Genomic DNA, 21484 nt, shown 5'->3' on the forward strand with positions numbered 1-21484 from the left:
GATGCCACCTATCTGGCCTGGATCGATTGCCGCCAACTGGGGCTGCCGGACGATGAGCTGAAACAACTGCTCATCGAGAGGGGGGGCAGGGCTTTATTCGCCTCAATCTCGGCTGCCCGCGCAGCTATCTGGAGCAGGCACTCAATGGCCTGGAGGCGCTGGTCAGCAATACACCGGCCTGAGTGAAGCGAGTTGGGGCTGCACTGCCCCGACTTTTATCTCATGCACCGCGATAAGTAAGCTTACAAGCAGTCAACCTTCTATGACACGATCCGAGAGAACTTAACACTCCTGCCCGAATGTGGTAGTACAGCCCATTAAACACCCAGCCAGAACCATCACAGCTCCTGCTCCAGCAGCAGGCACTCATCGGCATCTTCGCTCAACTTGACCAGTCGACTGCGCACCAGCCCCAGCTTGGCCAACAGGCCAATGGATCGCTCGTTGCCCGGAGTGACGATGGCGACCACCTGCCCGATCCCCAACCGGCTTTTGCCATCGGCAAGGGCGGCCTGCGCCGCTTCAATGGCGTAGCCCTGACCGCGATATTGCGGCAGGAAGGCGTAACCGATATCGACCTGCTCCAGGGTATCGCGCTTGATCAGACCGCAGATACCGAGGCTGGCACCGTCCTCCTTGCGCTCCACCAGATAGAGCCCGTGACCATAACGGGCATAGCTGACCGCCGGCCCCTGCTGGATATACTCCTGCGCCTGCTCCAGGGTGCGAATGCCCCGATCACCGATGTAACGATAAAAGTCGCCGTCATTGAGCAGCTCAAGGATGAAGGGGGCATCGGTGGCGATCATTTCGCGCAGGATCAGGCGGGAGGAGGCAATCATGGCAAGGGCTCTCAAACGGAAAGTGAAGGGCAAAGAGTGCCCCGTCACTCCCGGGCTGGCAAGCCTGTGGCACCATCGGCCATAAAAAAGGGGCCATATTGGCCCCTGATGAGATGGGATAAACGGGCTCAGGCAGCCAGCAACCCGGCGTAGCCATTACCCTGCTCGCGCAGTGCAGTGAACTGGGCGGCACAATCGGCCCAGCTCAGCCCCAGTGCATCTGCCACCTTGTGGGGCCACTCGGGTGGCGCCTCTGCCCCCACATCGGATTGCGCAGCCAGCACGATCGCCAGATGGATCAACCCGGCCTCGGCGGAGAACTCCTTGGCCAGCATGGGGTTGTAGTGATACTCCACCGCATTGCTGATGGTCTCGGGGAACTTCCAGTAGCGTGCCATAGCCGCCCCGACCTGGGCATAGTTGAAGCCAACCACCAGCTCTTCCGCCTTGGCCCGCCCCTTGTGCAACTCCAGGTCGTGAATGTGATGGACGGTGTTTTCCGGCAGGCCCACATGCATCACCAGTCGGCCAAGGTCATAGAGCAGGGCGCAGGTAAAGACCTCATCTCCCTTCATCCCCTTCTTCACAGCCAGACGACGCGCCAGCTCCGCCACATTGAAGACGCAGCCCCAGAAATGTTTGAGGTCAATGCCGGGCACCGCAGTGACCGATTCGGTGAGCCCGCAGGCCAGCACCATGTTGCGCACCATCGCCAGTCCAAGCCGCACCGCGGCTTCATTGACGGTGCCGATCTGACGACTGCTGCCGAATTTGGCCGAGTTGGCCAGCCGCAGCAACTTGGCGGAGATGACAGGGTCCTTGTTGATCAACTTGCTGATCTTGAGCAGATCCGGATCCTTTTCATTGAAGGTCTGGATCAAATCGCGCATCACTTCCGGGATCTGGGGCAGTAGCTTGGGCTCGGCCAGCAGGGAATCTATCGTGGGCATAGGCGTGTCCATCCATGTTATCTGTGTTCCAACCTGTTTGCCTTGGCAAACTCCTCCTAATTATGGGTAACAAATGGCCTCCCCATCGGATTGTTTATTCGCTGGTCATTCAAGGTGTTAGTCACATTCAGGCTATACTGGCCGCCACATTCACTGTTGCGGATATCCCATGAACGACACTCAGGAATTTTTTGATGAAGACGCGCTGCTGGAGATGGTGGAAAACCAACTCAACGACGGTCACCCGCCCCATGTGAAGGCGACCCTGATGCGGCTGGTGATGAAGGGCACCCCGCGAGAAGAGGCGCTGCAATATATCGCCTGCGCCCTCGGTGCCGAGCTGATGGCGATGGAGGCAGATCAGGGCCCCTTCAATCTGACCCGTTACGGCGAGTTCCTCGACAGCCTGCCCGAGATGCCGTGGGCAGACGACTGACCCGAGCTGGATGACGGATGCAAAAAGGGCGGGTGCCAATAGCCCCGCCCTTTTTGCATGGATCCACTCCGGATCAGAACTGGGAGTTGATGATCACCTCTTCCCCCAGCGCCCCTGCCAACGGCAGTGGCCGATAGCTGGAGTTGGCGGCCCGCAGCAGACGAATGCCGCGAATGCCGACCTCCTGCGCCGCCTTGATATCCCCATCGGCGTCGCCGTAGAACAGCTTCATCTGCTTATCCTTGAGCCACTGCACCTTGGTGTTCTGACCCGGCTGATCACCCGCGAAGATCACCGGATTGAGCTGGTCGGCCGGAATATTCATGGTCTGCTGCAAGGTCTGGCTCACTGTTTCGGTCTTGGTGGCCGAGCGGCCGGTGACGAAATAGATGTGGTCTCCGCGCTTGAGATGCATGGCGATGAGCGCCTTGCCCACCTCTTTCGGCATGCTGAACGCATCCCAGCCGTTATTCATCTTCTCCCAGAAGGCGGGGTTCTTCAGATAGCTCTCGTCGTTGGGCGAGAACTCCTGTTTGCCGCGATAAAAACCCGGGCTGGAGAAGAGCAGGGTATCGTCGATATCAAAGCCGACCGCCATCGGGGGCAATCCATCCAGACTCTTGGCAATCTGCTCCACTGACACCCAGTGGATTGGCGCCTGCTGGGCCAAGGTGACGGTGGTGACACCGGCAGGGATTGGCTGAACGGTAGCGGCTTGACCCGCGACGGCAGGCAGAGAGAGGGCGGCAGCCAGCAAGGAGGCAAGCAGCGCCGGACGAGAGAAGTGTTTCATAAGGCAGGTTGTCATCTTGAATCAAAAGAGGGGCCAATAGTGCCCCCATCCCGCCTCTCAAATCTGTGAATGCTCCTGCAAAAGGGAGCATTTGACGCCCGATAATTAATCTTCGATTGGCAGCAGATCGGTAAAAACAAAGCCGTCGCGCAGCACTGTCTCGCCGACCCGAATGCCGAGCGGACGGGAGAACATGGGGCCATCATAGGCCAGGGTGTGAAACTCGCCGTTCTCGCCGCACGGATCGACTCCCTCCGGCAACGCCGCCAGCAGCACCTCGTCAAAGTCGTGGCCACCCAGGCTGGCATCCAGCTTGTTCGGGTCGAGAGCACTGATCCGCGCCTTCAACCCAGCGGCCACCATTTGCGGCGCCAGTTCACGGGTATTGCTGCCCCACAGCGGGAACAGTGGTTCGATGCCGGTACCTGCCAGCTGCTTTTCACGGTAGGCTCGCACATCCTCGAGGAACAAGTCGCCAAAGGCCATATGGCGGATCCCCTGTGCCACCACATCAGCGATAAAGCCGGTCATGATGCGGGCGTAATCCTCGTTGCTGCAGGGCCAGGGCAGATCAATAGTGGTGAGGGGCAGCCCGACGCAGGCGGCCTGCTCGGTCAACAGCTGCTTGCGCACCCCGTGCATCGCCACCCGCTCGAATGCCTGATTGAGGGTGGTAAACAGCCCCACCACCTCGATGGCGGGATCTTGCCGCAACTGATGCAGTGCCCATGCGCAATCCTTGCCGCTGCTCCAGGAGAGCAGTACCCGTTTCTTTTCCATCATTCCTCCGCCAGCGGGGCATTCGGATTGCCCCAAAAAGATGCAAGACAGTGTTGCGAATTGCGCGATTTACACACAAGAGGCAGGCAGCATACTCTCGATCACCTGTATATGCCCCTTGCACGGGGTGACAATAACTAAAAAAACCGATGGGAAACATACGGATATGACCACAAGCACACAACAGCACGATCACGCCCGCCCCCTCAATCGACAGGATTACAAAACCCTGAGTCTGGCTGCCCTCGGCGGCGCGCTGGAGTTTTACGACTTCATCATCTTCGTCTTCTTCGCCGTGGTCATCGGCGAGCTGTTCTTCCCGGCCGACATTCCCGAGTGGCTGCGCCAGTTCCAGACCTTCGGCATCTTCGCCGCCGGTTATCTGGCCCGCCCGCTTGGCGGCATCATCATGGCCCACTTTGGCGATCTCATTGGTCGCAAGCGGATGTTCACCCTCAGCATCATCATGATGGCGCTGCCGACCCTGTTGATCGGTCTGCTGCCCACCTATGCGGTGCTCGGCATCGGCGCCCCCATCGCCCTGCTGGGACTGCGGATCCTGCAAGGCGCCGCCATCGGCGGTGAAGTGCCGGGCGCTTGGGTGTTTGTCGCCGAGCACGTCCCTGCCCGTCGAGTCGGGGTCGCCTGCGGCACGCTCACGGCGGGATTGACGGCCGGCATCCTGCTCGGCTCCCTCATCGCCACTGCGGTCAACAAGAGCCTGACCCCGGCCGAAGTAAGTGACTGGGGCTGGCGAGTGCCCTTCCTGCTGGGCGGTATCTTCGGCATCGTCGCCATGTACCTGCGTCGCTGGTTGCACGAGACACCGGTCTTCGCCGAGATGAAAGCCAACAAGACCCTGGCCGATGAGCTCCCCCTCAAGTCGGTGCTGCGCAACCACAAGAGCAGCGTGGTGGTCTCCATGCTGCTCACCTGGCTGCTCTCCGCCGGTATCGTGGTGGTGATCCTGATGACCCCCACCTATCTGCAGAAGGTCTATGGCATCAGCCCGGCTGACGCCCTGACCGCCAACTCGCTGGCCATAGTGGCTCTGACACTCGGCTGCATCGTCTATGGTCGACTGATCGACCTGCTGGGCAGCGGTCTCACCTTCATGTTCGGCTCCCTGCTGCTGGCGGGCTCCAGCTACGCCTTCTATCACGGTCTGGCGGCCGGTACGAGCCAGCTGGTGCCGCTCTACATGCTGGCGGGCTTTGCGGTCGGGATTGTCGGCGCCGTGCCTTACGTGATGGTCAACGCCTTCCCGCCGGTGGTGCGCTTCTCCGGTCTGTCGTTCTCCTACAACGTGGCCTACGCCATCTTCGGCGGCCTCACCCCGATGGCGGTTACCCTCTGGATGAAGAGCGACATGCTGGCCCCCTCCCACTATGTGGTGAGTCTGTCAGTGCTGGGTTTCGCCATCGGTCTCTGGCTCTGGTTCCAGCAACGGGCCATCCGGCAGCAGCAAGCGCCGCAAGCGGCCTGACCCGAACAACACGCCCCGGTATCTGCCGGGGCTTTTTTGTACTGCTTATGTTCAGTTTCGCCAGCATAAGATAGCCTCCCTCTGGGACCTGCCACCCGCGTCGCCCCATGGCTTCCAACTCTTTATCCGAGGCTCAAGATGTTCTTTCAGGTCGTATTACTCACCTTGCTGGCGCTGCTGCCCATGGTCAACCCGCCCACCACGGCCACCCTGCTGCTGGGACTGAGCAAGGGGATGTCGCGCGAACACGTGCGCCGTCAGGTCAATCTGGCCGCCATCTATCTGTTCTGCACCCTCTGCATCACCTTCTTTATCGGATCCTCGATCCTGGATCTGTTCGGGATCTCCATTCCGGGCTTGCGCCTGGCCGGTGGCCTCATCATCGGCTTTATCGGCTTTCGCATGCTGTTCCCCGCCCCCAGCCAGCAGAGCGGGGTCGATATAAACCAGAGCATTGCCTTCGTACCGCTCACCATGCCCAGCATGTGCGGACCGGGCACCATGGCGCTGGTAATAAGCGGAGCCGCCCAGATTGCCGAGTTGCCTGACGAGTACAACCGCCTCACCATCTACGCAGGTGTGGTAACAGCGTTTGCCCTGATGAGCCTGATCAGCTGGGGTGTATTGAAGCTGGCGGATCCGGTCTGCAAGATCCTGGGCGCCACCGGCATCGATGCCATGACCCGCATCATGGGCTTCCTGCTGGTCTGCATGGGTATGCAGTTTTGCATCAATGGCATCAAGGAAGTGGCACAGGATCCGGTATTCCACGGCGGCCAGACCGTGCAAACCGCTCCGGCGCTACCAAAGGCTTCCGGCACGTTTGATCAGTTGCCGCAGAAGCCCACCGGCTCTGATTGAAAACGGTATCAAAAAGTCCCTGACGATCTGCACTGATCTTGTCCCTGATCATGTTATTGACACACAAATGAGTTAGTTTGTTTTTCATACAGACTGTATTCAGATGGACGCTGATAGGTTTGTTGATGAATACCCACTCAACTTCAGGAGAGTATGCAGATGGACAAGATGCTGACCGAAATAGGGAGCCATAGCCTGTTTCACGAGTACCTGAACGTGGTTGGGATTGCGAGCCCATCCCTCGCCAAGATCGAGCAACGCTGGGAATATAAAGATCAAGAGCAGCTGGTTGCCAAAATCCAGATCGACAAACAGGGTAACGCTCGCTATTTCATCGACGCACGCGCAATATCAGTCAACTGATACTCTGTATCCTTACCAGCCCCGGCCTACTGACCGGGGCTTTTTGTTTTCAATGACTCCGGATAACAAAAACCCCGGCACATGGCCGGGGTCTGCATATCGCCGGGTTACTGCTCACTTCGCTTACTGGGTGCCACCCACGGTGAGCTGATCCAGTTTGAGGGTGGGCTGGCCGACACCGACCGGCACGCTCTGCCCCTCTTTTCCGCAGATACCGACTCCGCGATCCAGCGCAAGATCGCTGCCCACCATGGAGACCTGGCTCATCGCTTCTGGGCCGTTGCCGATCAGGGTCGCGCCCTTGATGGGAGCGGTGATCTTGCCATCCTCGATGAGGTAGGCCTCGGAGGCAGAGAAGACAAACTTGCCGGAGGTGATGTCCACCTGACCGCCGCCGAAGTTGGGGGCATAAATGCCCTTCTTCACCGAGGCGATGATCTCCGCCGGGTCATACTGGCCCGCCAGCATATAGGTGTTGGTCATGCGCGGCATCGGCATGGCGGCGTAGGATTCGCGGCGCCCGTTGCCGGTGAGCGGCACCCCCATCAGGCGAGCGTTCTGCTTGTCTTGCAGATAACCCTTGAGGATACCGTTCTCGATCAACACGTTGTAGCCACCCGGTGTCCCCTCGTCATCAATGGAGACGGAGCCGCGCCGACCCGGCAGGGTGCCATCATCGACGATGGTACAGTGCTTGGAGGCCACCTGCTCGCCGATGCGGCCAGCAAATGCGGAAGATCCCTTGCGATTGAAATCCCCCTCCAGACCATGACCCACCGCCTCGTGCAGCAGCACGCCAGGCCAGCCGGAGCCCAGCACCACCGGCATGGTACCGGCTGGCGCGTCGATGGCTTCCAGATTGACCAGCGCCTGACGCACCGCTTCACGCACATAGCCAAAAGCGCGGCTCTCCAGCCCGTCCAGTTCGAGGAACCAGTCGTAACCAAAGCGGCCACCGCCACCGGCACTGCCACGCTCGCGGCGATCGCCCTTCTCGGCGATCACGGTCACCGACAGACGCACCAGCGGACGCACATCGGCGGCCAGGGTGCCGTCGGTGGCTGCCACCAGCACCTCTTCGTAGACGCCGCTGATGGAGGCCATCACCTGATTGATGGCGGGATCCAGACTTCTGGCGAACTTGTCCATCTGCTCCAGCAGGGCGATCTTCTGGTGCTTGTCGAGGGTCTGCAGCGGATCCATGGCCGGATAGAGCAGGTTCGCTTCGGTGCGGGCCCACGCCTTCACCTTGCCGTGAGCACCGGCTGCGGCGATGCCGCGAGCGGCAGTCACCGACTGTTGCAGCGCCAGCAGGCTCAGCTCGTCCGAGTAGGCGAAGCCGGTCTTCTCGCCGCTGACGGCGCGCACCCCCACACCCTGATCGATGTTGTAGCTGCCATCCTTGACGATGCCATCTTCCAGCATCCAGGACTCGTGCCAGCTGCGCTGGAAATAGAGATCGCCGAACTCCACCTGATGACTCATCAGGCTGCCGAGCAGCTGCTGCAGGCGCCCTTCATCGAGGTCGTTCGGGGCCAACAGGGAGGCACTAACCTGGCTCAATAGACTCAATCTTCTTCTCCAATCTCGACGTGAGATGTCGTAACGGTTAATTCATCCGGTGTGGCCCGGTGTTCAGTTCGTATTCGCAGGGTGCAATGGGCGCCGTGAATGGCGCCGCCAACCCCAAGATCTGCACAGGTGCAATGTGCTTCGCTTGTTGCACCCTACGTCAATCAACACCCCGGGATCACAGCAACCGGGCATGCCTCAGCACCGGCATAGTGCGCTGCAATTCATCGATAAGCTCGGCATCCATCTGTGCCAGCACAGTGGCACGGCCCGATGGCTGGCAAGCCAGCACCCGACCCCAGGGGTCGATCACCATGCTGTGGCCCCAGGTCTGGCGCCCCGTTTCGTGAGTGCCGCCCTGATTGGCCGCGACTAGGTAGCACTGGTTTTCGATGGCGCGGGCCCGCAGCAGCGGCTCCCAGTGCGCCTCGCCGGTCACGGCGGTAAAGGCGGCAGGCACCAGCAGCACGCGGGCACCGGCACGGGCCAACTGACGGTAGAGCTCGGGAAAGCGCAGATCATAACAGATCGAGAGGCCGAGGGGACCAAAGGGAGAGTCCACCAACACAGGCTCCTCGCCGGGGCTGAATGTCTCCGACTCACGGTAGCGACCATGATTGTCCGCCACATCCACGTTGAACAGATGGATCTTGTGGTAATGGCCCCTGAGCGCCCCCTCGGGGTCGAACACCAGCGAGCTGGTGTGGATATGGTCGGAACCTGCGATAGTCGTCGGCATAGCCCCGGCCACCAGCCAGATGCCATAATCGCGGGCCCATTCAGCCAGTTGCTGCTGGATCGGGCCCTCACCTATGGCCTCGGCCCCATCCAGATAACCCTGCCGTTCGCCAAACAGGGCGAAGTTCTCCGGCAGCAGCACCAGCAGCGGCCGCTCTTTGGGCAAGGCCGCCAGTTCGGCGGCGATCTGCTCCCGGTTATCCTGCCAGTGACGGCCAGATACCAGCTGTATTGCGGCTAACCACATGACGTTCTCCTTGTCGCTTGAGCCATCAGACGGTGACAGCATCCCCCGCCTGCAGGGTGTAATCCAGCACTATGATGCGCTCCAGCACCGGGCGAAAGATGGCCTTGAGGGCATCGTGATCAGGATGGGGCAGATAGCGCTGGCGGGCTGCTTCGTCGGCGAAGGTCATCAGCACGCTGTGGGTAAAGCCACCATCCCTCCCCTCCGGGCTGTCATTCTCCCCCCCACTCCACGGCGGTCACGCCGCTGACCTGATGGGGAATGGCGAGAAAGGCGGTACGCACCGCATCTATCCGGGCAGGCTGGGTGCCCGGCTTGAAGGCGATCAGCAGGATATGTCGGATCATGGCTCACTCCTTGTGATGATGCCGGGCCGCTCGTTTAGCGCTGAGCCGGCCCAGCGTGTTTGGGGCTCAGCAGGAAAGGGGTCACCTCTTGGGTCGGCAGGCTGGGAGCAACGGCATCTACCGCCTCTTTCTGCTGCTGGTTGAGCTTGATGCGCGCGCGATCTCGTCCCGCCTCGATCAGCTTGGGTGCGTCGAGCGGGCCCGAGATGCGAAAATCGATACGGGTCACCACATCCACCACCGGCTCCAGCAGTTTGGAGAGGGCCAGAACATAGAGACCCGTGACCGGCGTGATGGAGAAAGCCGCCACCACCGGCAGGGTGCCACCCAGATTGGGGGAGAAGCTCAGCTCGTAGTCGAGCCGCCAGCGCACCAGATCGGCGATCCCCTCGCCGCGCAGGTTGCCTGCCGCCCCCTTCATATAGAAATCATCGTTGCTGACCAGCCCCTGCTTGATGGTGGCAGAGGCGGACATGGATTCGAAGTAGAAGCCCTTGTCGAACACATCGCGAAAATCGAGCCGCAGCTTGCGCAGCAGGGAATCGAGGCTGAGCAGGGAGAGCAGCCGAGCCCCCTTGTCGTTGACCTCCCGCAGAGTGCCGCCCTCAAGCTGATAGTTGGCACTTCCCCCCAGAGTCGGCAGACTCGGGCGGTAGGGCACATCCTGCCAGTTCAGATCAAAAGCGAGGGAGCCGGGAGCGTCGCCGATGGGCGAGGTGTAGCCGAGCCGCTTGAGCAGCAGCTCGCTGTTGTTGCTGGTCAGCTTGCCACGGGCACGGGTCTCCATCCGGTTGCCATCGGCCAGCCAGTCGACGCTGCCGGTGAGCTGACTCCCCGCCAGCCGCACATCCAGCCCCTTGAGGGTCACCTTGTTGGCGCCGGGCACCAGCTCTCCTTTCACTTCACCAAGCGGCAGCTCGCCAAAACGGCAATCGACACAGCTCACCTTCAACCAGGGGATGGATGCCATGATGGCGTTGTCCTGCTTGGCATCGGGATCCGGGCTGAGATCCGAACTCTTGCCAGACCAGTAGATTCGGGCAAACTTGGCATCCACCGGACGATTGGCTACTGCAGGCAGGCGGATCACCCCCATCACATCGGGGCTGTCGATCATCACTTCGGTCGCCTGATTGGTCGGCCCCACGGTGAAACGCGCCGCCTTGAGGGTGGCACTGCCGATATAGGCGCGAGCCAGCTGTCCATCCACCCACCACTCCTGCGGCAGGAAGGCCGGGCCAACCACCGCGTTGCCGGTCTGATTCTGCGCCGGCAGCCATTGTTTAAGTCGCGCCAGCCAGCCACCCACATCGGCCTCCTGCTGGTTGATGGCAAGCAGCATGGGGGCATCGCGCATTACCCGGGCGCCCGGCTGGCCCACATCGACCCGCACCCGGCTGAGATAAGGCACCCCTTCGCCGTAGACCAGTCGGGTCTGCATATCCACATCAGCCCCCAGTACGGCACGAATGTCGGCGCTGCCATCCCGGCCACGGGCGATCACCTTAAGCGGCAGTCGACTGGCACTGCTCTTGGCCAGCGGCAGCGGCAGATCCAGCGCCATCCCCTGCAGGTTGGAGTCGAGCGCCAGCTGGAAACTGAACGGCTTGCTCTCGGGCAAGGTCAACCCGAGCTTGCCGCCCCAGTTGCTGCGGCCGTTGAGAATGCCGAATGAAGAGATGGCGGCGGGCTGGCGGCGGCTATCCCACTGCCCCTTGAAATCGAGGTCGACCTGATAGTGATCCGGATGCTGGCGCCCCTGATAGTCGAGGGTCAGCGGCTGGTTCCACAGGCTCGCCTTGAGGTTGCTGAAACGGGTCTGTTCGTTGTCATATTCGAGGCGCCCCTGCACCTTCTCCAGCGGCAGATCCAGACTGGCGACCCGCACCTTGTTGTTGCTGAAGGTGGCATCGCCGCTCGCCTTGACCTCGCTCTCGCCATCGAGAGGAATATCGAGCTTGACCGAACCGGCCATCGGGCCGCGGATCTCGATCTCCCGCAGCGCCTGTCCCACCGAACTACCCAGCGGGGAGTCCTGCAGGTAGTCGCTGATGGCCTTGCCCTCCCCCTGCACCTTGGCATCCACATAGAGGTGGGCGCCGGGGGAGAGATCCGGGATCCAGGCATGCACCGAGTCGGAACTCGCCTTGCCGAGTTTGGTGGATCGGCTGCGCATATCGAGACCGGCATTCTGGAACAAGAGATCGATCTGCAGGTCGGTGAGCGGTTGCCAACCGGGGAAGAACTCGTAGGTGGCCTGCTCCAGCGGCACCGCCACCTGGAAGATGCCCTTGCCGTTGTCGTAGGGAAAGTCCCTGAACTCGCCATACCAGAGCAGGTCGGCCCCCTTGGCCTTGCCCCCCTTGATGGCGCCGCTCAGGTAATCCACCAGCCCCTTATCCATCGCCTGCAGCGGGAAGTAGCGATCCGCATGGCCCGCATTCTTCACATCGATGCGGCCGGTCAGGGCCAGGAAAGGGTGCTCGAACAGATCGAGGCGGAAACGGCTGGACAGGGTCAGATCCGGGTTATCCAGCGCGATATCCTGCCCGTAGAGCACCCAGCCCTGTTCCTCGCGCCACCAGTCGAGGCGGGCCGAGAAGTTGTCGACCGGGATAGGCACCTTGAAATGACGGGCGGGATCCACCTTGTCGTTCGCCAGCGCCAATCTGGCGCTACCGCCGGTCGGGGTAAGCCAGAACTCGCCGTTGAGATCCTGCATCCCGGGTATATCCTGCCAGGCCTTAAGACGCACCTTGCTGAAGCGGCCACTGAGGGAGAGCTCCTGCCAGTCGGCATTGGCCAGCAGCGTCAGCTCCTGCACCGACCCCTGCGGATTGGTCTGGCGCAGGGTCTCGCAGAGTGTGGGGTAGAGCGCCGAGACCAGCTGACTGATCTGGGTGATCTTGTCGAACTCAATGCTGGGCAGATAGCCCTGCACCCGATCCCCGATCCGCTCCAGCTGCAAGCGGCTCTGCAACCAGGGTTTGCCGTCCAGCTTGAAGTTGACGTTGTGGCTGGCCAGTTGCCAGTCGGTGCCCTCACGGCGCAGCTGGATCTTGCCACCATCGAGGCCGAAACGGTGCATCTCCCCTTTCTTGGGATCCTTCCAGATCAGGTAATTGTTGCCAAAAGCCAGCAGGGTATTACCCAGCTTGCCACTGTCAAACTCGCTCCAGAGCTGGAAGTCGAGCTGACCGGCAACCTTGGGTTCGCCCGCATGGATCTTGGCCAGGGTCGGGGTGATATCGAGCTGGCGGGCCCCCAGATAGAGCTGACCCTTGAGGCGATCGAGCCGGGCAGTCGGGGCGTCCACATCCAGAATCAGATCGAGGGTGCTCTCGCCCACCCCGTTGATGAGGTAAGCCTTGCCGACCCCCTGATGGCGCTTGCCACGGTTCTGCCAGCGCAGTTGGGCGATGTCGAGGGCGCGCAGATCACCGAGGGAGGTGGTGACGCTGAGGCGGGTGTTGTGCACATCGAAGGTGGAGAGCTGGGTCAGCAGAAAGCGCAGCAGGGCGCCCTGCTGGGGATCGCCGGAGGGGCTCTCGTCAGCCGGTTGGCGCAAGTCGATGGTGATATCGCCATCGCTCAGGATCAGCTCGCCAAACACCGGCTTGAGCTCGTTAATGGTGCGCCAGAAGTCGAGATGCACCCAGGCTTTGCCGAGCTGTACGGCAAAACGCCCCGAATCCGGGGCGATGGCGAGTTGCTGCAGCTCGAGGGCGGGCCCGGACTGTGTCCAGTCCAGCACCACTTGCTCCACGCTGACCTTGAGTTGTGAATCACCCAGCAGAGTGTGGATCAGACTCTCCCGGTATTGATTCAGCAAAGGGCCACCAACCCGTACCAAGGTGACCAGCATGGCCATCAGTACGAACAGGACCCCCAGGGCCAACCAACCCCGACTCAGCCAGCGATAGACCAATTACATCATCACCACGTCGAACTGCTCCTGACCACAGAGGGGTTCGCTCACTACCCGCACCTGCTTGCCGATGAACACTTCCAGCTCAGCCAGACTGTGGGACTCCTCGCCATGGAGGTAGTCGGCCACGGCCGGGGCTGCGTAGACGGTGAACTGATCCGCATCATAGGCACGATTGACCCGGATGATCTCCCGCAGGATCTCGAAGCAGACCGACTCCACCGTCTTGACCCGGCCGCGCCCCTTACACTCGGGGCACTCGGAGCAGAGCACATGCTCCAGACTCTCGCGGGTGCGTTTGCGGGTCATCTCCACCAGACCGAGCTGGGAGAAACCGTTGACGTTAGTCTTGGCGCGGTCTTTCGACAACGCCTGCTCCAGACTGTGCAGCACCCGACGACGGTGATCTTCCGACTGCATGTCGATGAAGTCGATGATGATGATGCCGCCGAGGTTGCGCAGGCGCAGATGGCGGGCGATGGCCGCCGTCGCCTCGACGTTGGTGTTGAAGATGGTCTCTTCCAGGTTGCGATGGCCGACAAAGGCGCCGGTGTTGATATCCACCGTGGTCATGGCTTCGGTCTGATCGATGATCAGGTAGCCGCCGGATTTCAGCTCGACCTTGCGCTCCAGCGCGCGCTGGATCTCGTTCTCCACGTCGTAGAGATCGAAGATGGGTGACTCGCCGGGGTAGTACTCCAGCTTGTTGGCCAGCTCAGGCACATACTCACCGGTGAAGCGCTTGAGCTGATCGAAGCTCTGACGGGAGTCAACGCGGATCTTGTCGAGCTCGGCGCCGACGAAATCGCGCACCACCCGGAAGGCCAGGCTGGGATCCTCGTAGAGGATCTTGCAGGGCGGGTACTTCTGCTTGCGCTCGAGGATCTTGCGCCAGAGTCGTTTCAGGAAGGCGGCATCCTGCTCCAGCTCCAGCTCCCCCACCCCTTCGGCGGCGGTACGGATGATGTAGCCACCCAGCTCGTCCACATAACCGGCCACGGTGCGCTTGAGGCGCTCCCGCTCCGCTTCGGACTCGATGCGCTGGGAGACACCAACGTGGGCGCTGCCCGGCATAAACACCAGATAGCGGGAGGGCAAGGTGATATCGGTGGTGAGACGGGCCCCCTTGGTACCCAGCGGATCTTTCACCACCTGCACCATGATGTCCTGCCCCTGACGCACCAGCTCGGCGATGTTGCCGACCTGGAACTGCTCCTTCTCCTTCACCGCCACACACTCGGTGTGCGGCACGATATCGGAGGCGTGCAGGAAGGCCGCCTTGTCCATGCCGATATCGACGAAGGCCGCCTGCATACCGGGCAGCACCCGACTGATCTTGCCTTTGTAGATATTGCCCACGATGCCGCGCTTGGCCTGACGCTCGACATGCACTTCCTGCAGCAGACCGTTTTCGACCAGAGCGACCCGGGTTTCGGAGGGGGTAACGTTAACCAGCAGTTCTACCGACATAAGTAACCTTGCCTGTTCCAGTTTTGAATTCTATAGAGCCAATCCGGTACAACGCGCGCAAGGGAAAAACGCAGCAGAGCACAGCTGACGGGAAATTACTTGAGCTGTTCCAGATGATGCTTGATCAACAGATCTGTCTCCAGCAGGGGCAGGCCGACCACGGCGCTATAGCTCCCCTCGATGCGGCTGACAAACTTGCCCGCAATACCCTGTATGCCATAAGCCCCGGCCTTGTCACAGGGCTCACCGGTCTGCCAGTAGGCCTCGATCTCGGCCTCGTCCAGCTTGCGAAACGCCACGTTGGTGGTGACCAGACGCACGTCACAACGCTCCTTGCTGGCCAGCGCCACCGCCGTCATCACCTGATGCACCTTGCCGGAGAGGGACTCCAGCATATCTTTGGCATCCAGCAGATCGGACGGTTTCTCCAGTACCCGGTCGCCCAGCACAACTATGGTGTCGGCACCCAGCACCGGCAACGCCGTCGGCGCACACGCCACGCCCGCCATCGCCTTGTCACGGGCGAGGCGGCAGACGTAATCCTGCGCCTTTTCACCCTCTTCCCGCTGCTCGGGCACATCCAGTTTCAGCACCTCGAAGCGGTAGCCAATCTGGGTCAGCAGTTCACGGCGACGGGGAGAAGCCGAGGCGAGATAGAGTTGTGGTTCGTTGTTTTTGTTCATATTTACCTGATATTGAAGCGGCGCCGCACCTTGCGCAGCACCAGAAACACCCAGGGCCATATTAGCATCGTCGTCAACGTCGACCAAAAGTAGGAGAAGTTGAGACTGGCCTGGCTGAACAGATGCTCGGCCCAGAATACCGTCATTTTACCCACCAGCGAGAGGCCACCGATGATCAGTGCCTGCTGCCAGAGGGAGAAGTTGCGGATCTTCTGGAACTGGAAGGCCGCCAGATAGGTGGTAATGGCCATCGCCATCGCCCGCACGCCGAGGGTGCTGCCAAGCAGCACATCCAGCAGCAGGCCCGCCACCCAGGCGGTGCCGACGTTGGTCCGGTGCGGCAAAGCCAGTGCCCAGTAGATGAGCACCATGGCCAGCCAGTCCGGACGGAAGGGGTCAAATTCAAAAGGAAGCGGCAGGATCGACAGGCTCAAGGCCAGCAGGATCGAGATCCAGATCCAGATCCTGCCGCTGGCGGGTTCTAGCATTAGCGGGTGGCTCCTGCGGCGGACTCAGCGGGAGCCGCCCGTTCGCCATCCTCATCATGTACTTCAGGCTTCTTGTCGGTCCACAGCAGCAGCAGATAGCGCAGCCTGTCCAGCTCCACCAGCGGCTTGGCCTCGACCTGAGCGAAGGGCTTGCCCTCCACATACTCGGAACGGGTTACGGTCGCCACCGGATAACCTTCCGGGAAGCGGCCACCCAGACCTGAGGTGACCAGCAGATCACCCACCTGAATATCGGTATTGCGCGGCAGGTTGCGCAGCTCAAGCTTGTCGAGCTCGCCACTGCCGGAAGCAATAGCACGCAAGTCGTTGCGCAGTACCCGCACCGGAATGCCATGGCTGGAGTCGGTGATCAGCAGCACGCGACTGGTGGTGGAGCCCACGTGGAGCACCTGACCAATCACACCCTGATCGTTGATCACCGCCTGACCGTTGTAGACTCCATCCAGCGCCCCCTTGTTGATCAGCACCTGATGGCTGAAGGGGTCAGAATCCACCGACAGCAGCTCGGCCACCATCTTGCGGGACTCCTTGTGCACCGGCGAACCGAGCAGCTCACGCAGCCGCTGGTTCTCGTGTTCCAGCTGATCCATTTTGAGCAGACGGGCACGCAGGGTAAACAGCTGTTGCTCCTGCTGCTTGGTCTGCTCGATGAGATCGGCGCGGGTCTGCACCTGGGTCGACATGGTGTCGAGCAGGGTACCGGGCGCATTGGCCATGTATTGCAGGGGACTGACTAACGAACTGAGGTAGACGCGGACATGGGTAAACACACCGAAGCGGGAATCCGCGACGATGGCAGCGATGGAGATGATGACGGCGAGAAACAACCGTAACTGAAGCGAAGGGCCTCTACCAAAAATGGGTTTCATGGGTCGTCAAAAAAGAGCCGGCACGCTGGCCGGCTTTGGGTCTTATTCGTAGTGGAACAGATCGCCACCGTGCATATCGATCAGCTCCAGCGCCTTGCCGCCGCCACGGGCCACACAGGTGAGGGGATCTTCGGCCACGACGACAGGAATGCCGGTCTCTTCCATCAGCAGACGGTCGATGTCTTTCAGCAGTGCGCCACCACCGGTCAGCACCATGCCGCGCTCGGAGATGTCGGAAGCCAGTTCCGGCGGAGACTGCTCCAGCGCCACCATGACGGCAGCCACGATACCGGACAGCGGCTCTTGCAGCGCTTCCAAGATCTCGTTGGAGTTGAGAGTGAAGCTGCGCGGTACACCTTCAGCCAAGTTACGGCCACGCACTTCAATCTCGCGCACCTCTTCACCCGGATAGGCGGAGCCGATCTCGTGCTTGATACGCTCGGCAGTGGCTTCACCAATCAGGCTGCCGTAGTTGCGACGAACGTAGCTGATGATCGCTTCGTCAAACTTGTCGCCACCGATACGGACGGACTGGGAGTAGACCACACCGTTCAGGGAGATGATGGCCACTTCAGTGGTACCACCACCGATATCAACCACCATGGAGCCGGTCGCTTCGGATACCGGCAGGCCGGCACCGATGGCAGCAGCCATAGGCTCGTCGATCAGGTAGACCTCACGGGCACCGGCGCCCAGTGCGGACTCCTTGATGGCGCGACGCTCAACCTGGGTTGAACCGCACGGTACACACACCAGCACGCGCGGGCTGGGGCGGAAATAGTTGTTGTCGTGAACCTGCTTGATGAAGTGCTGCAGCATCTTCTCGGTCACGTAGAAATCGGCGATCACGCCGTCTTTCATCGGGCGGATTGCGGAAATGTTGCCCGGGGTACGGCCCAGCATCTGCTTGGCGGCATGACCGACAGCAGCGACCGATTTGGCGTTCCCGCGCTCTTGGCGAATGGCGACAACTGAGGGTTCGTTAAGGACGATCCCTTGATCTTTTACATAGATCAGGGTGTTGGCAGTTCCCAAATCGATCGACAGATCGTTGGAAAAGACGCCTCTGAGCTTTTTGAACATGGCTACGGGAAATCCTAAGAATTTGGAGGTGCAGAAAACCGGCTAACTTTACCAATGCCCACCCCAATGGGCAAGCGCTCAAACTGTCGCCAATCAATCAGGCGCGACAAAAATGCGAGTCATCACTCACTCGGACACGCTTGCAAACACTAATAAACAAGGATTTAGGGGGATGCTGTTGAGCCATCCCCCCTCACACATCATTTACTGCAATACTTCGCGCCGATAAATAATTCTGTCATTACCCCGGCTGGAGCCGAAAATGGCCTCACCTTGCAGGTTACCGTCATTGGCACTCGTGGGGTCCGACAACCAGAGGGGCTGCGACGGCTGTTTTGCCAAATCGACCTTGTAGGGAATGCGCACCGAGATGTCCGGCTTGGCAAAGTGGAACAGGATCTCCCCGTCTTTCGCCAGTGCAGCATCCCCACCCGGTGCAGAACTGCCCAACCCCAGCTTGATCTTGCGACCCGCCCCCAGATTCAGCTCGCGAGTCGCCGCATCAAAGGTGTGACTCGGATTGAGGAAAGTGAACCCCTGATTGGCCAAAGAGAGCTGGGTACATTTATCTTCCTTGTTTTGCAGCCAGTTGCCCCCTTCGTAATATTGCATCTGCAGTGGAATGGCCAGCGGCGCAGAGGCAAGACCCGCCGCCGTGCCAGCCAGCAGGCGGCCATAATAAGCCGTCATGGTGTTATTCACCCGCGTAGGAATCGTCAACTGCTTGGCATTGCAGTTGACCCCTTTGGTACAACCATTCTTGATGCCAGGATTCAGGTCAGCGTCAGCCATGAAGGTGACTGAGGGTGACTCCTCATCAAGCACTTGCAGGCCAAAACGCAGTAACTTAAAGGGCTCTTCGGGAGTAGTCAGGCCGGGATCGCGCTCAGAAAGCCGGGCAAAGCGGCTCTGGCTGTCAATATTGGCTTCGCCTGATGCCCAGCTGGCCATCATGCTCCCCACTCGATCCGTGCGATCAATCCCATCATGATTATTGCCTGCCACCAGATAGAGCCGCCCCTTCGCGAACTCACCACCATAGTTTGTGGTCACCCCGGCACTCTTGTTACGAGCCTGTACCGTCATCTTGACCCCGAATGGCTGACTCATATAGCTGAACTGCCCGCAAGCAGGAGTAAGCACCCCGCTCAGCAAATTGAAATCCCAAGGGACAAAACGTCCCACCGGCAGGCTGCTGGCGGGAGGGATGGTATAGCCGAAATAGCCCGTAGATACAGCGCTTCCTTCTGGCGGCTTTGCCGCCGGTGGCGTCGCCGTCATCCGGAACACTCCCACCTCGCTCACGGTCTGGCTAACGTTATTGGCACTGTTGGCCGCAGCCACATGGCTATAGGCGGTAGTACCCAGCGTTGCATTGGTGCCCGGATTGGGTGCCACCAGCGTACTGCCCAGAGCAATATTGGGCAGGGCAAAGTTGGGCGTAGTCTGATTCCCTACGCAGATATCCCCATCATTGGCCGACTCCCAGGCCATCGCCTTGATATCTACCTGGAACGTCTCCCCCGCTTTTTTGAAGACAGGACAGCTGCTATCACCAGCCGCGCAGACCCCTTGCGGAGGGGTTATGCACAAGCCGACAGGACGTGCCACAAACTGATCCGCGCCTAGCATCACCAGACCGGCTTCACTGCCAGTACCATCATAGCGGGCATCCAGTTGCACCTTGCCCGCATCCGGGTACTTAACCGTTATGGTCGACTGCCCCTGCGCATCGAATACGAGGGAGAGTGGCGTTGCAGCTCCCTGACTGGCGCCAATCGTACTGCTGTTGACGCTCATCTGGCTGTTATAGGGATTACTGGCGGGGGTGATATAGCTGCTCCAGAACTTGACGTTCTTGGTCTGACTGGCAAACCCCGGCACACACTGCTTGGTCACATCGCTCTTTTTGACCGCCTTGATGGTCACCGTCTGTGGCTGATTGGAATAGGTATCAGGCACATCAAAGAAGAAGCCGCTATCGGCAAAGTTCAGGGTACAGGCTGCCGCACTGGGCGTACCGGCCCCGGCCTTGCACAAGGTGGTACTGAATGGCTTGGTCGTCGGAGTCGAGCCGGAAACGCCTATGGTGACCGCGGTCGGCGTATTGTTGCGCAACTGTACCGTGGTCGAACCGCCGCTAAAGGTCACCGTATTGCCGCCAATCCAACCATTGCTGGCAGAAGTAGGGGTAAGACTCAGGGTTGCAGTAACCGGGTCGGTGATAAGCGTGGTACATGCTGCATCGGCGCACGCCTTGACCGTCACCGTCTCGGGGTTGCAGGTCAGTGGCTGACCGGAGTGATCAAGTTGGAAATGATCAATCTGCACCCCAATCGGGTTGGATCGCAGGGCGCAGATCTGCACGTTGTCGATTTCGTGGAAGTTAGTCACCGAGCCGGTGGAGCCGGTCAGGGAGAGCAGGAAATTGGCAGGTACCGCAGCCTGACCGGCCTGATTCGCCATATTGATGGGGCCAACCAGGGTGCTGTAGCCCAAACCAGTATCTCTCTCGACTTTCGCCAGCGAGCTGCCAGCGGCCCGAGAGTCGACGGTAATACGATAGCGGTGGGGGCGATTACTGTTGGTGCCGCTGTCGACGGGCGGGTTCAGGTTGCTGACGGTACCAGCCAGATAGTTGTATCCAGAGGTGCCCGCTCCCGAGCCACGGATGGAAACTGCCTGCCGGCGCGACCCCAAGTTGATGGTCCCCCCTTCATTAGCATAGTTACCGTACTCATCGAGCCCGACCCCGAGCCAACCGCCCGCAAAGCCGCTGATTCCGGTCTTGAAGCCATAGCCTAGCGGGCCACCAAAGGCACCAGGCTGGGGCGTCAGGGTCGCATCCGAGAGCACCACCGCCATCCCGTCCGCCCCGCTAGAGCCAAAAGTTTTGTAGGCATACTGATCGAACTCGACTGTCACCAGGTTGCCGGCTCCCGGGAAGAGACGCTGGAATGTGGCTGACGTGGCTTGGTTGGTAACGTTCTGGGTTAGACGCAGGCGACCATTTTGTACCGACGGCAATGTGCTGTTGTTTCGCTGGGCAACCACCCAACTGTCCGGGTTGATCTGGGCACTTTCAAAGCCGTCAGCAAAGCAGGTCAGCATGGGGGTCAGTACCGCTTCGTTGATGCTGGATTGAGCATCCATCTTCAGGTAACCAGCCGTCACCCTCCCATAGACGGTAGCCTTGTTATTCATGGTGAGCAGCCCATCGGTATAGAGGTAACCGTAAAAGGTGGTGCTATTGTCGATCACCATGCTGTTGTAGTTAACCCAAATGAGGCTGCCTTGATTGTTGGCGTTGATATTGACCGTATTGATCAACTTCACGTCCTGATTGACGAAGATCCGGGTGATGCCGCTGCCAGACAGGAGGATAGTGCCGTTGTCCAAGGTCAACTTGTCAATAAAATAGTCCCCCTCACCCAACACCAGAGTCGCATTGTTGCGCACCGTTAGGCTCTTGAGCTGATAGACGCTGCGACTCGGGAAGGTCATGGTGCAGTTTTCTACCATCATGG

General features: G+C 60.3%; 18 protein-coding genes and 1 pseudogene. 5 read left to right on the plus strand and 14 right to left on the minus strand.

The window, feature by feature from the left end; all coding sequences use genetic code 11:
• On the plus strand, window positions 1-186 hold a 186-nt coding region (locus tag BN1139_RS21715), incomplete at its 5' end, for a hypothetical protein (protein WP_041980080.1).
• A gap of 152 nt (window positions 187-338) precedes the next feature.
• Here the strand turns inward: BN1139_RS21715 and BN1139_RS02085 are convergent.
• Complete coding sequence (locus BN1139_RS02085; RefSeq protein ID WP_005348681.1) at window positions 339-842, minus strand: GNAT family N-acetyltransferase; 504 nt, start codon at window positions 840-842, stop codon at window positions 339-341.
• 128 nt (window positions 843-970) lie between these two features.
• Entirely contained in the window at window positions 971-1792 is an 822-nt protein-coding gene (locus tag BN1139_RS02090; protein WP_005348676.1) for an HDOD domain-containing protein, read from the minus strand.
• Between the two features lie 169 nt (window positions 1793-1961).
• On the opposite strand from BN1139_RS02090, the gene BN1139_RS02095 reads away from it, so the two are divergent.
• Window positions 1962-2228: a hypothetical protein gene (locus BN1139_RS02095; RefSeq protein WP_005348674.1), complete on the plus strand. Its 267-nt coding sequence runs from the start codon at window positions 1962-1964 to the stop codon at window positions 2226-2228.
• A 73-nt stretch (window positions 2229-2301) separates the two neighbouring features.
• Here BN1139_RS02095 and aphA read toward each other — a convergent pair whose 3' ends face one another.
• Both aphA and BN1139_RS02105 read right to left on the minus strand, forming a co-directional pair.
• Window positions 2302-3021, minus strand: coding sequence for an acid phosphatase AphA (gene aphA / locus BN1139_RS02100; protein ID WP_005348672.1), 720 nt, complete (start codon window positions 3019-3021; stop codon window positions 2302-2304).
• Window positions 3022-3126: 105 nt separating this feature from the next.
• Complete coding sequence (locus BN1139_RS02105) at window positions 3127-3801, minus strand: Dph6-related ATP pyrophosphatase (protein WP_005348671.1); 675 nt, start codon at window positions 3799-3801, stop codon at window positions 3127-3129.
• A gap of 166 nt (window positions 3802-3967) precedes the next feature.
• On the opposite strand from BN1139_RS02105, the gene BN1139_RS02110 reads away from it, so the two are divergent.
• The 3 genes from BN1139_RS02110 to BN1139_RS02120 all read left to right on the plus strand — a co-directional run bounded on the left by BN1139_RS02110 (window position 3968) and on the right by BN1139_RS02120 (window position 6511).
• Entirely contained in the window at window positions 3968-5287 is a 1320-nt protein-coding gene (locus BN1139_RS02110) for an MFS transporter (protein WP_005348661.1), read from the plus strand.
• A 138-nt stretch (window positions 5288-5425) separates the two neighbouring features.
• The gene (locus tag BN1139_RS02115; RefSeq protein ID WP_005348656.1) at window positions 5426-6148 is read left to right on the plus strand and encodes a MarC family NAAT transporter; all 723 of its coding nucleotides are present in this window, start codon (window positions 5426-5428) and stop codon (window positions 6146-6148) included.
• 159 nt (window positions 6149-6307) lie between these two features.
• Entirely contained in the window at window positions 6308-6511 is a 204-nt protein-coding gene (locus BN1139_RS02120; RefSeq protein WP_005340062.1) for a hypothetical protein, read from the plus strand.
• A 123-nt stretch (window positions 6512-6634) separates the two neighbouring features.
• Here BN1139_RS02120 and tldD read toward each other — a convergent pair whose 3' ends face one another.
• From tldD to BN1139_RS02170, 10 genes and pseudogenes are all read right to left on the minus strand, one after another.
• Window positions 6635-8083, minus strand: coding sequence for a metalloprotease TldD (gene tldD, locus BN1139_RS02125; RefSeq protein ID WP_005348653.1), 1449 nt, complete (start codon window positions 8081-8083; stop codon window positions 6635-6637).
• Window positions 8084-8261: 178 nt separating this feature from the next.
• The gene (locus BN1139_RS02130; protein WP_005348651.1) at window positions 8262-9068 is read right to left on the minus strand and encodes a carbon-nitrogen hydrolase family protein; all 807 of its coding nucleotides are present in this window, start codon (window positions 9066-9068) and stop codon (window positions 8262-8264) included.
• A 25-nt stretch (window positions 9069-9093) separates the two neighbouring features.
• Window positions 9094-9415, minus strand: a pseudogene (locus BN1139_RS02135) (Dabb family protein).
• Window positions 9416-9449: 34 nt separating this feature from the next.
• On the minus strand, window positions 9450-13343 hold the full coding sequence (locus BN1139_RS02140; protein ID WP_013724165.1) for a YhdP family protein: 3894 nt from the start codon (window positions 13341-13343) through the stop codon (window positions 9450-9452).
• The gene (rng, locus tag BN1139_RS02145) at window positions 13344-14813 is read right to left on the minus strand and encodes a ribonuclease G (protein WP_005348639.1); all 1470 of its coding nucleotides are present in this window, start codon (window positions 14811-14813) and stop codon (window positions 13344-13346) included.
• Window positions 14814-14908: 95 nt separating this feature from the next.
• A complete protein-coding gene (locus tag BN1139_RS02150) occupies window positions 14909-15496 on the minus strand; it encodes a Maf family protein (RefSeq protein WP_005348636.1) in 588 nt (195 codons plus the stop codon).
• Between the two features lie 2 nt (window positions 15497-15498).
• Window positions 15499-15984: a rod shape-determining protein MreD gene (mreD, locus tag BN1139_RS02155; protein WP_005340054.1), complete on the minus strand. Its 486-nt coding sequence runs from the start codon at window positions 15982-15984 to the stop codon at window positions 15499-15501.
• Window positions 15984-16874: a rod shape-determining protein MreC gene (gene mreC, locus BN1139_RS02160; protein WP_005348633.1), complete on the minus strand. Its 891-nt coding sequence runs from the start codon at window positions 16872-16874 to the stop codon at window positions 15984-15986. Before mreC ends, mreD begins: the two co-directional genes overlap by 1 nt.
• 42 nt (window positions 16875-16916) lie before the next feature.
• Window positions 16917-17957, minus strand: a complete 1041-nt coding sequence (locus BN1139_RS02165) for a rod shape-determining protein (protein WP_005340051.1) — start codon at window positions 17955-17957, stop codon at window positions 16917-16919.
• Between the two features lie 204 nt (window positions 17958-18161).
• The gene (locus BN1139_RS02170; protein WP_232297603.1) at window positions 18162-21482 is read right to left on the minus strand and encodes a DUF6701 domain-containing protein; all 3321 of its coding nucleotides are present in this window, start codon (window positions 21480-21482) and stop codon (window positions 18162-18164) included.
• Window positions 21483-21484 lie beyond the last annotated feature (2 nt).

Source organism: Aeromonas veronii bv. veronii, assembly GCF_000820225.1.
GTDB lineage: Bacteria > Pseudomonadota > Gammaproteobacteria > Enterobacterales > Aeromonadaceae > Aeromonas > Aeromonas veronii.

What these genes read in the sequence shown, in the direction of transcription:
- BN1139_RS02085 (WP_005348681.1), bottom strand. Translation starts at nt 842, where the DNA reads ATGATTGCCTCCTCCCGCCTGATCCTGCGCGAAATGATCGCCACCGAT.
- BN1139_RS02090 (WP_005348676.1), bottom strand. Translation starts at nt 1,792, where the DNA reads ATGCCCACGATAGATTCCCTGCTGGCCGAGCCCAAGCTACTGCCCCAG.
- BN1139_RS02095 (WP_005348674.1), top strand. Translation starts at nt 1,962, where the DNA reads ATGAACGACACTCAGGAATTTTTTGATGAAGACGCGCTGCTGGAGATG.
- aphA (WP_005348672.1), bottom strand. Translation starts at nt 3,021, where the DNA reads ATGAAACACTTCTCTCGTCCGGCGCTGCTTGCCTCCTTGCTGGCTGCC.
- BN1139_RS02105 (WP_005348671.1), bottom strand. Translation starts at nt 3,801, where the DNA reads ATGGAAAAGAAACGGGTACTGCTCTCCTGGAGCAGCGGCAAGGATTGC.
- BN1139_RS02110 (WP_005348661.1), top strand. Translation starts at nt 3,968, where the DNA reads ATGACCACAAGCACACAACAGCACGATCACGCCCGCCCCCTCAATCGA.
- BN1139_RS02115 (WP_005348656.1), top strand. Translation starts at nt 5,426, where the DNA reads ATGTTCTTTCAGGTCGTATTACTCACCTTGCTGGCGCTGCTGCCCATG.
- BN1139_RS02120 (WP_005340062.1), top strand. Translation starts at nt 6,308, where the DNA reads ATGGACAAGATGCTGACCGAAATAGGGAGCCATAGCCTGTTTCACGAG.
- BN1139_RS02130 (WP_005348651.1), bottom strand. Translation starts at nt 9,068, where the DNA reads ATGTGGTTAGCCGCAATACAGCTGGTATCTGGCCGTCACTGGCAGGAT.
- rng (WP_005348639.1), bottom strand. Translation starts at nt 14,813, where the DNA reads ATGTCGGTAGAACTGCTGGTTAACGTTACCCCCTCCGAAACCCGGGTC.
- BN1139_RS02150 (WP_005348636.1), bottom strand. Translation starts at nt 15,496, where the DNA reads ATGAACAAAAACAACGAACCACAACTCTATCTCGCCTCGGCTTCTCCC.
- mreD (WP_005340054.1), bottom strand. Translation starts at nt 15,984, where the DNA reads ATGCTAGAACCCGCCAGCGGCAGGATCTGGATCTGGATCTCGATCCTG.
- mreC (WP_005348633.1), bottom strand. Translation starts at nt 16,874, where the DNA reads ATGAAACCCATTTTTGGTAGAGGCCCTTCGCTTCAGTTACGGTTGTTT.
- BN1139_RS02165 (WP_005340051.1), bottom strand. Translation starts at nt 17,957, where the DNA reads ATGTTCAAAAAGCTCAGAGGCGTCTTTTCCAACGATCTGTCGATCGAT.
- BN1139_RS02170 (WP_232297603.1), bottom strand. Translation starts at nt 21,482, where the DNA reads ATGATGGTAGAAAACTGCACCATGACCTTCCCGAGTCGCAGCGTCTAT.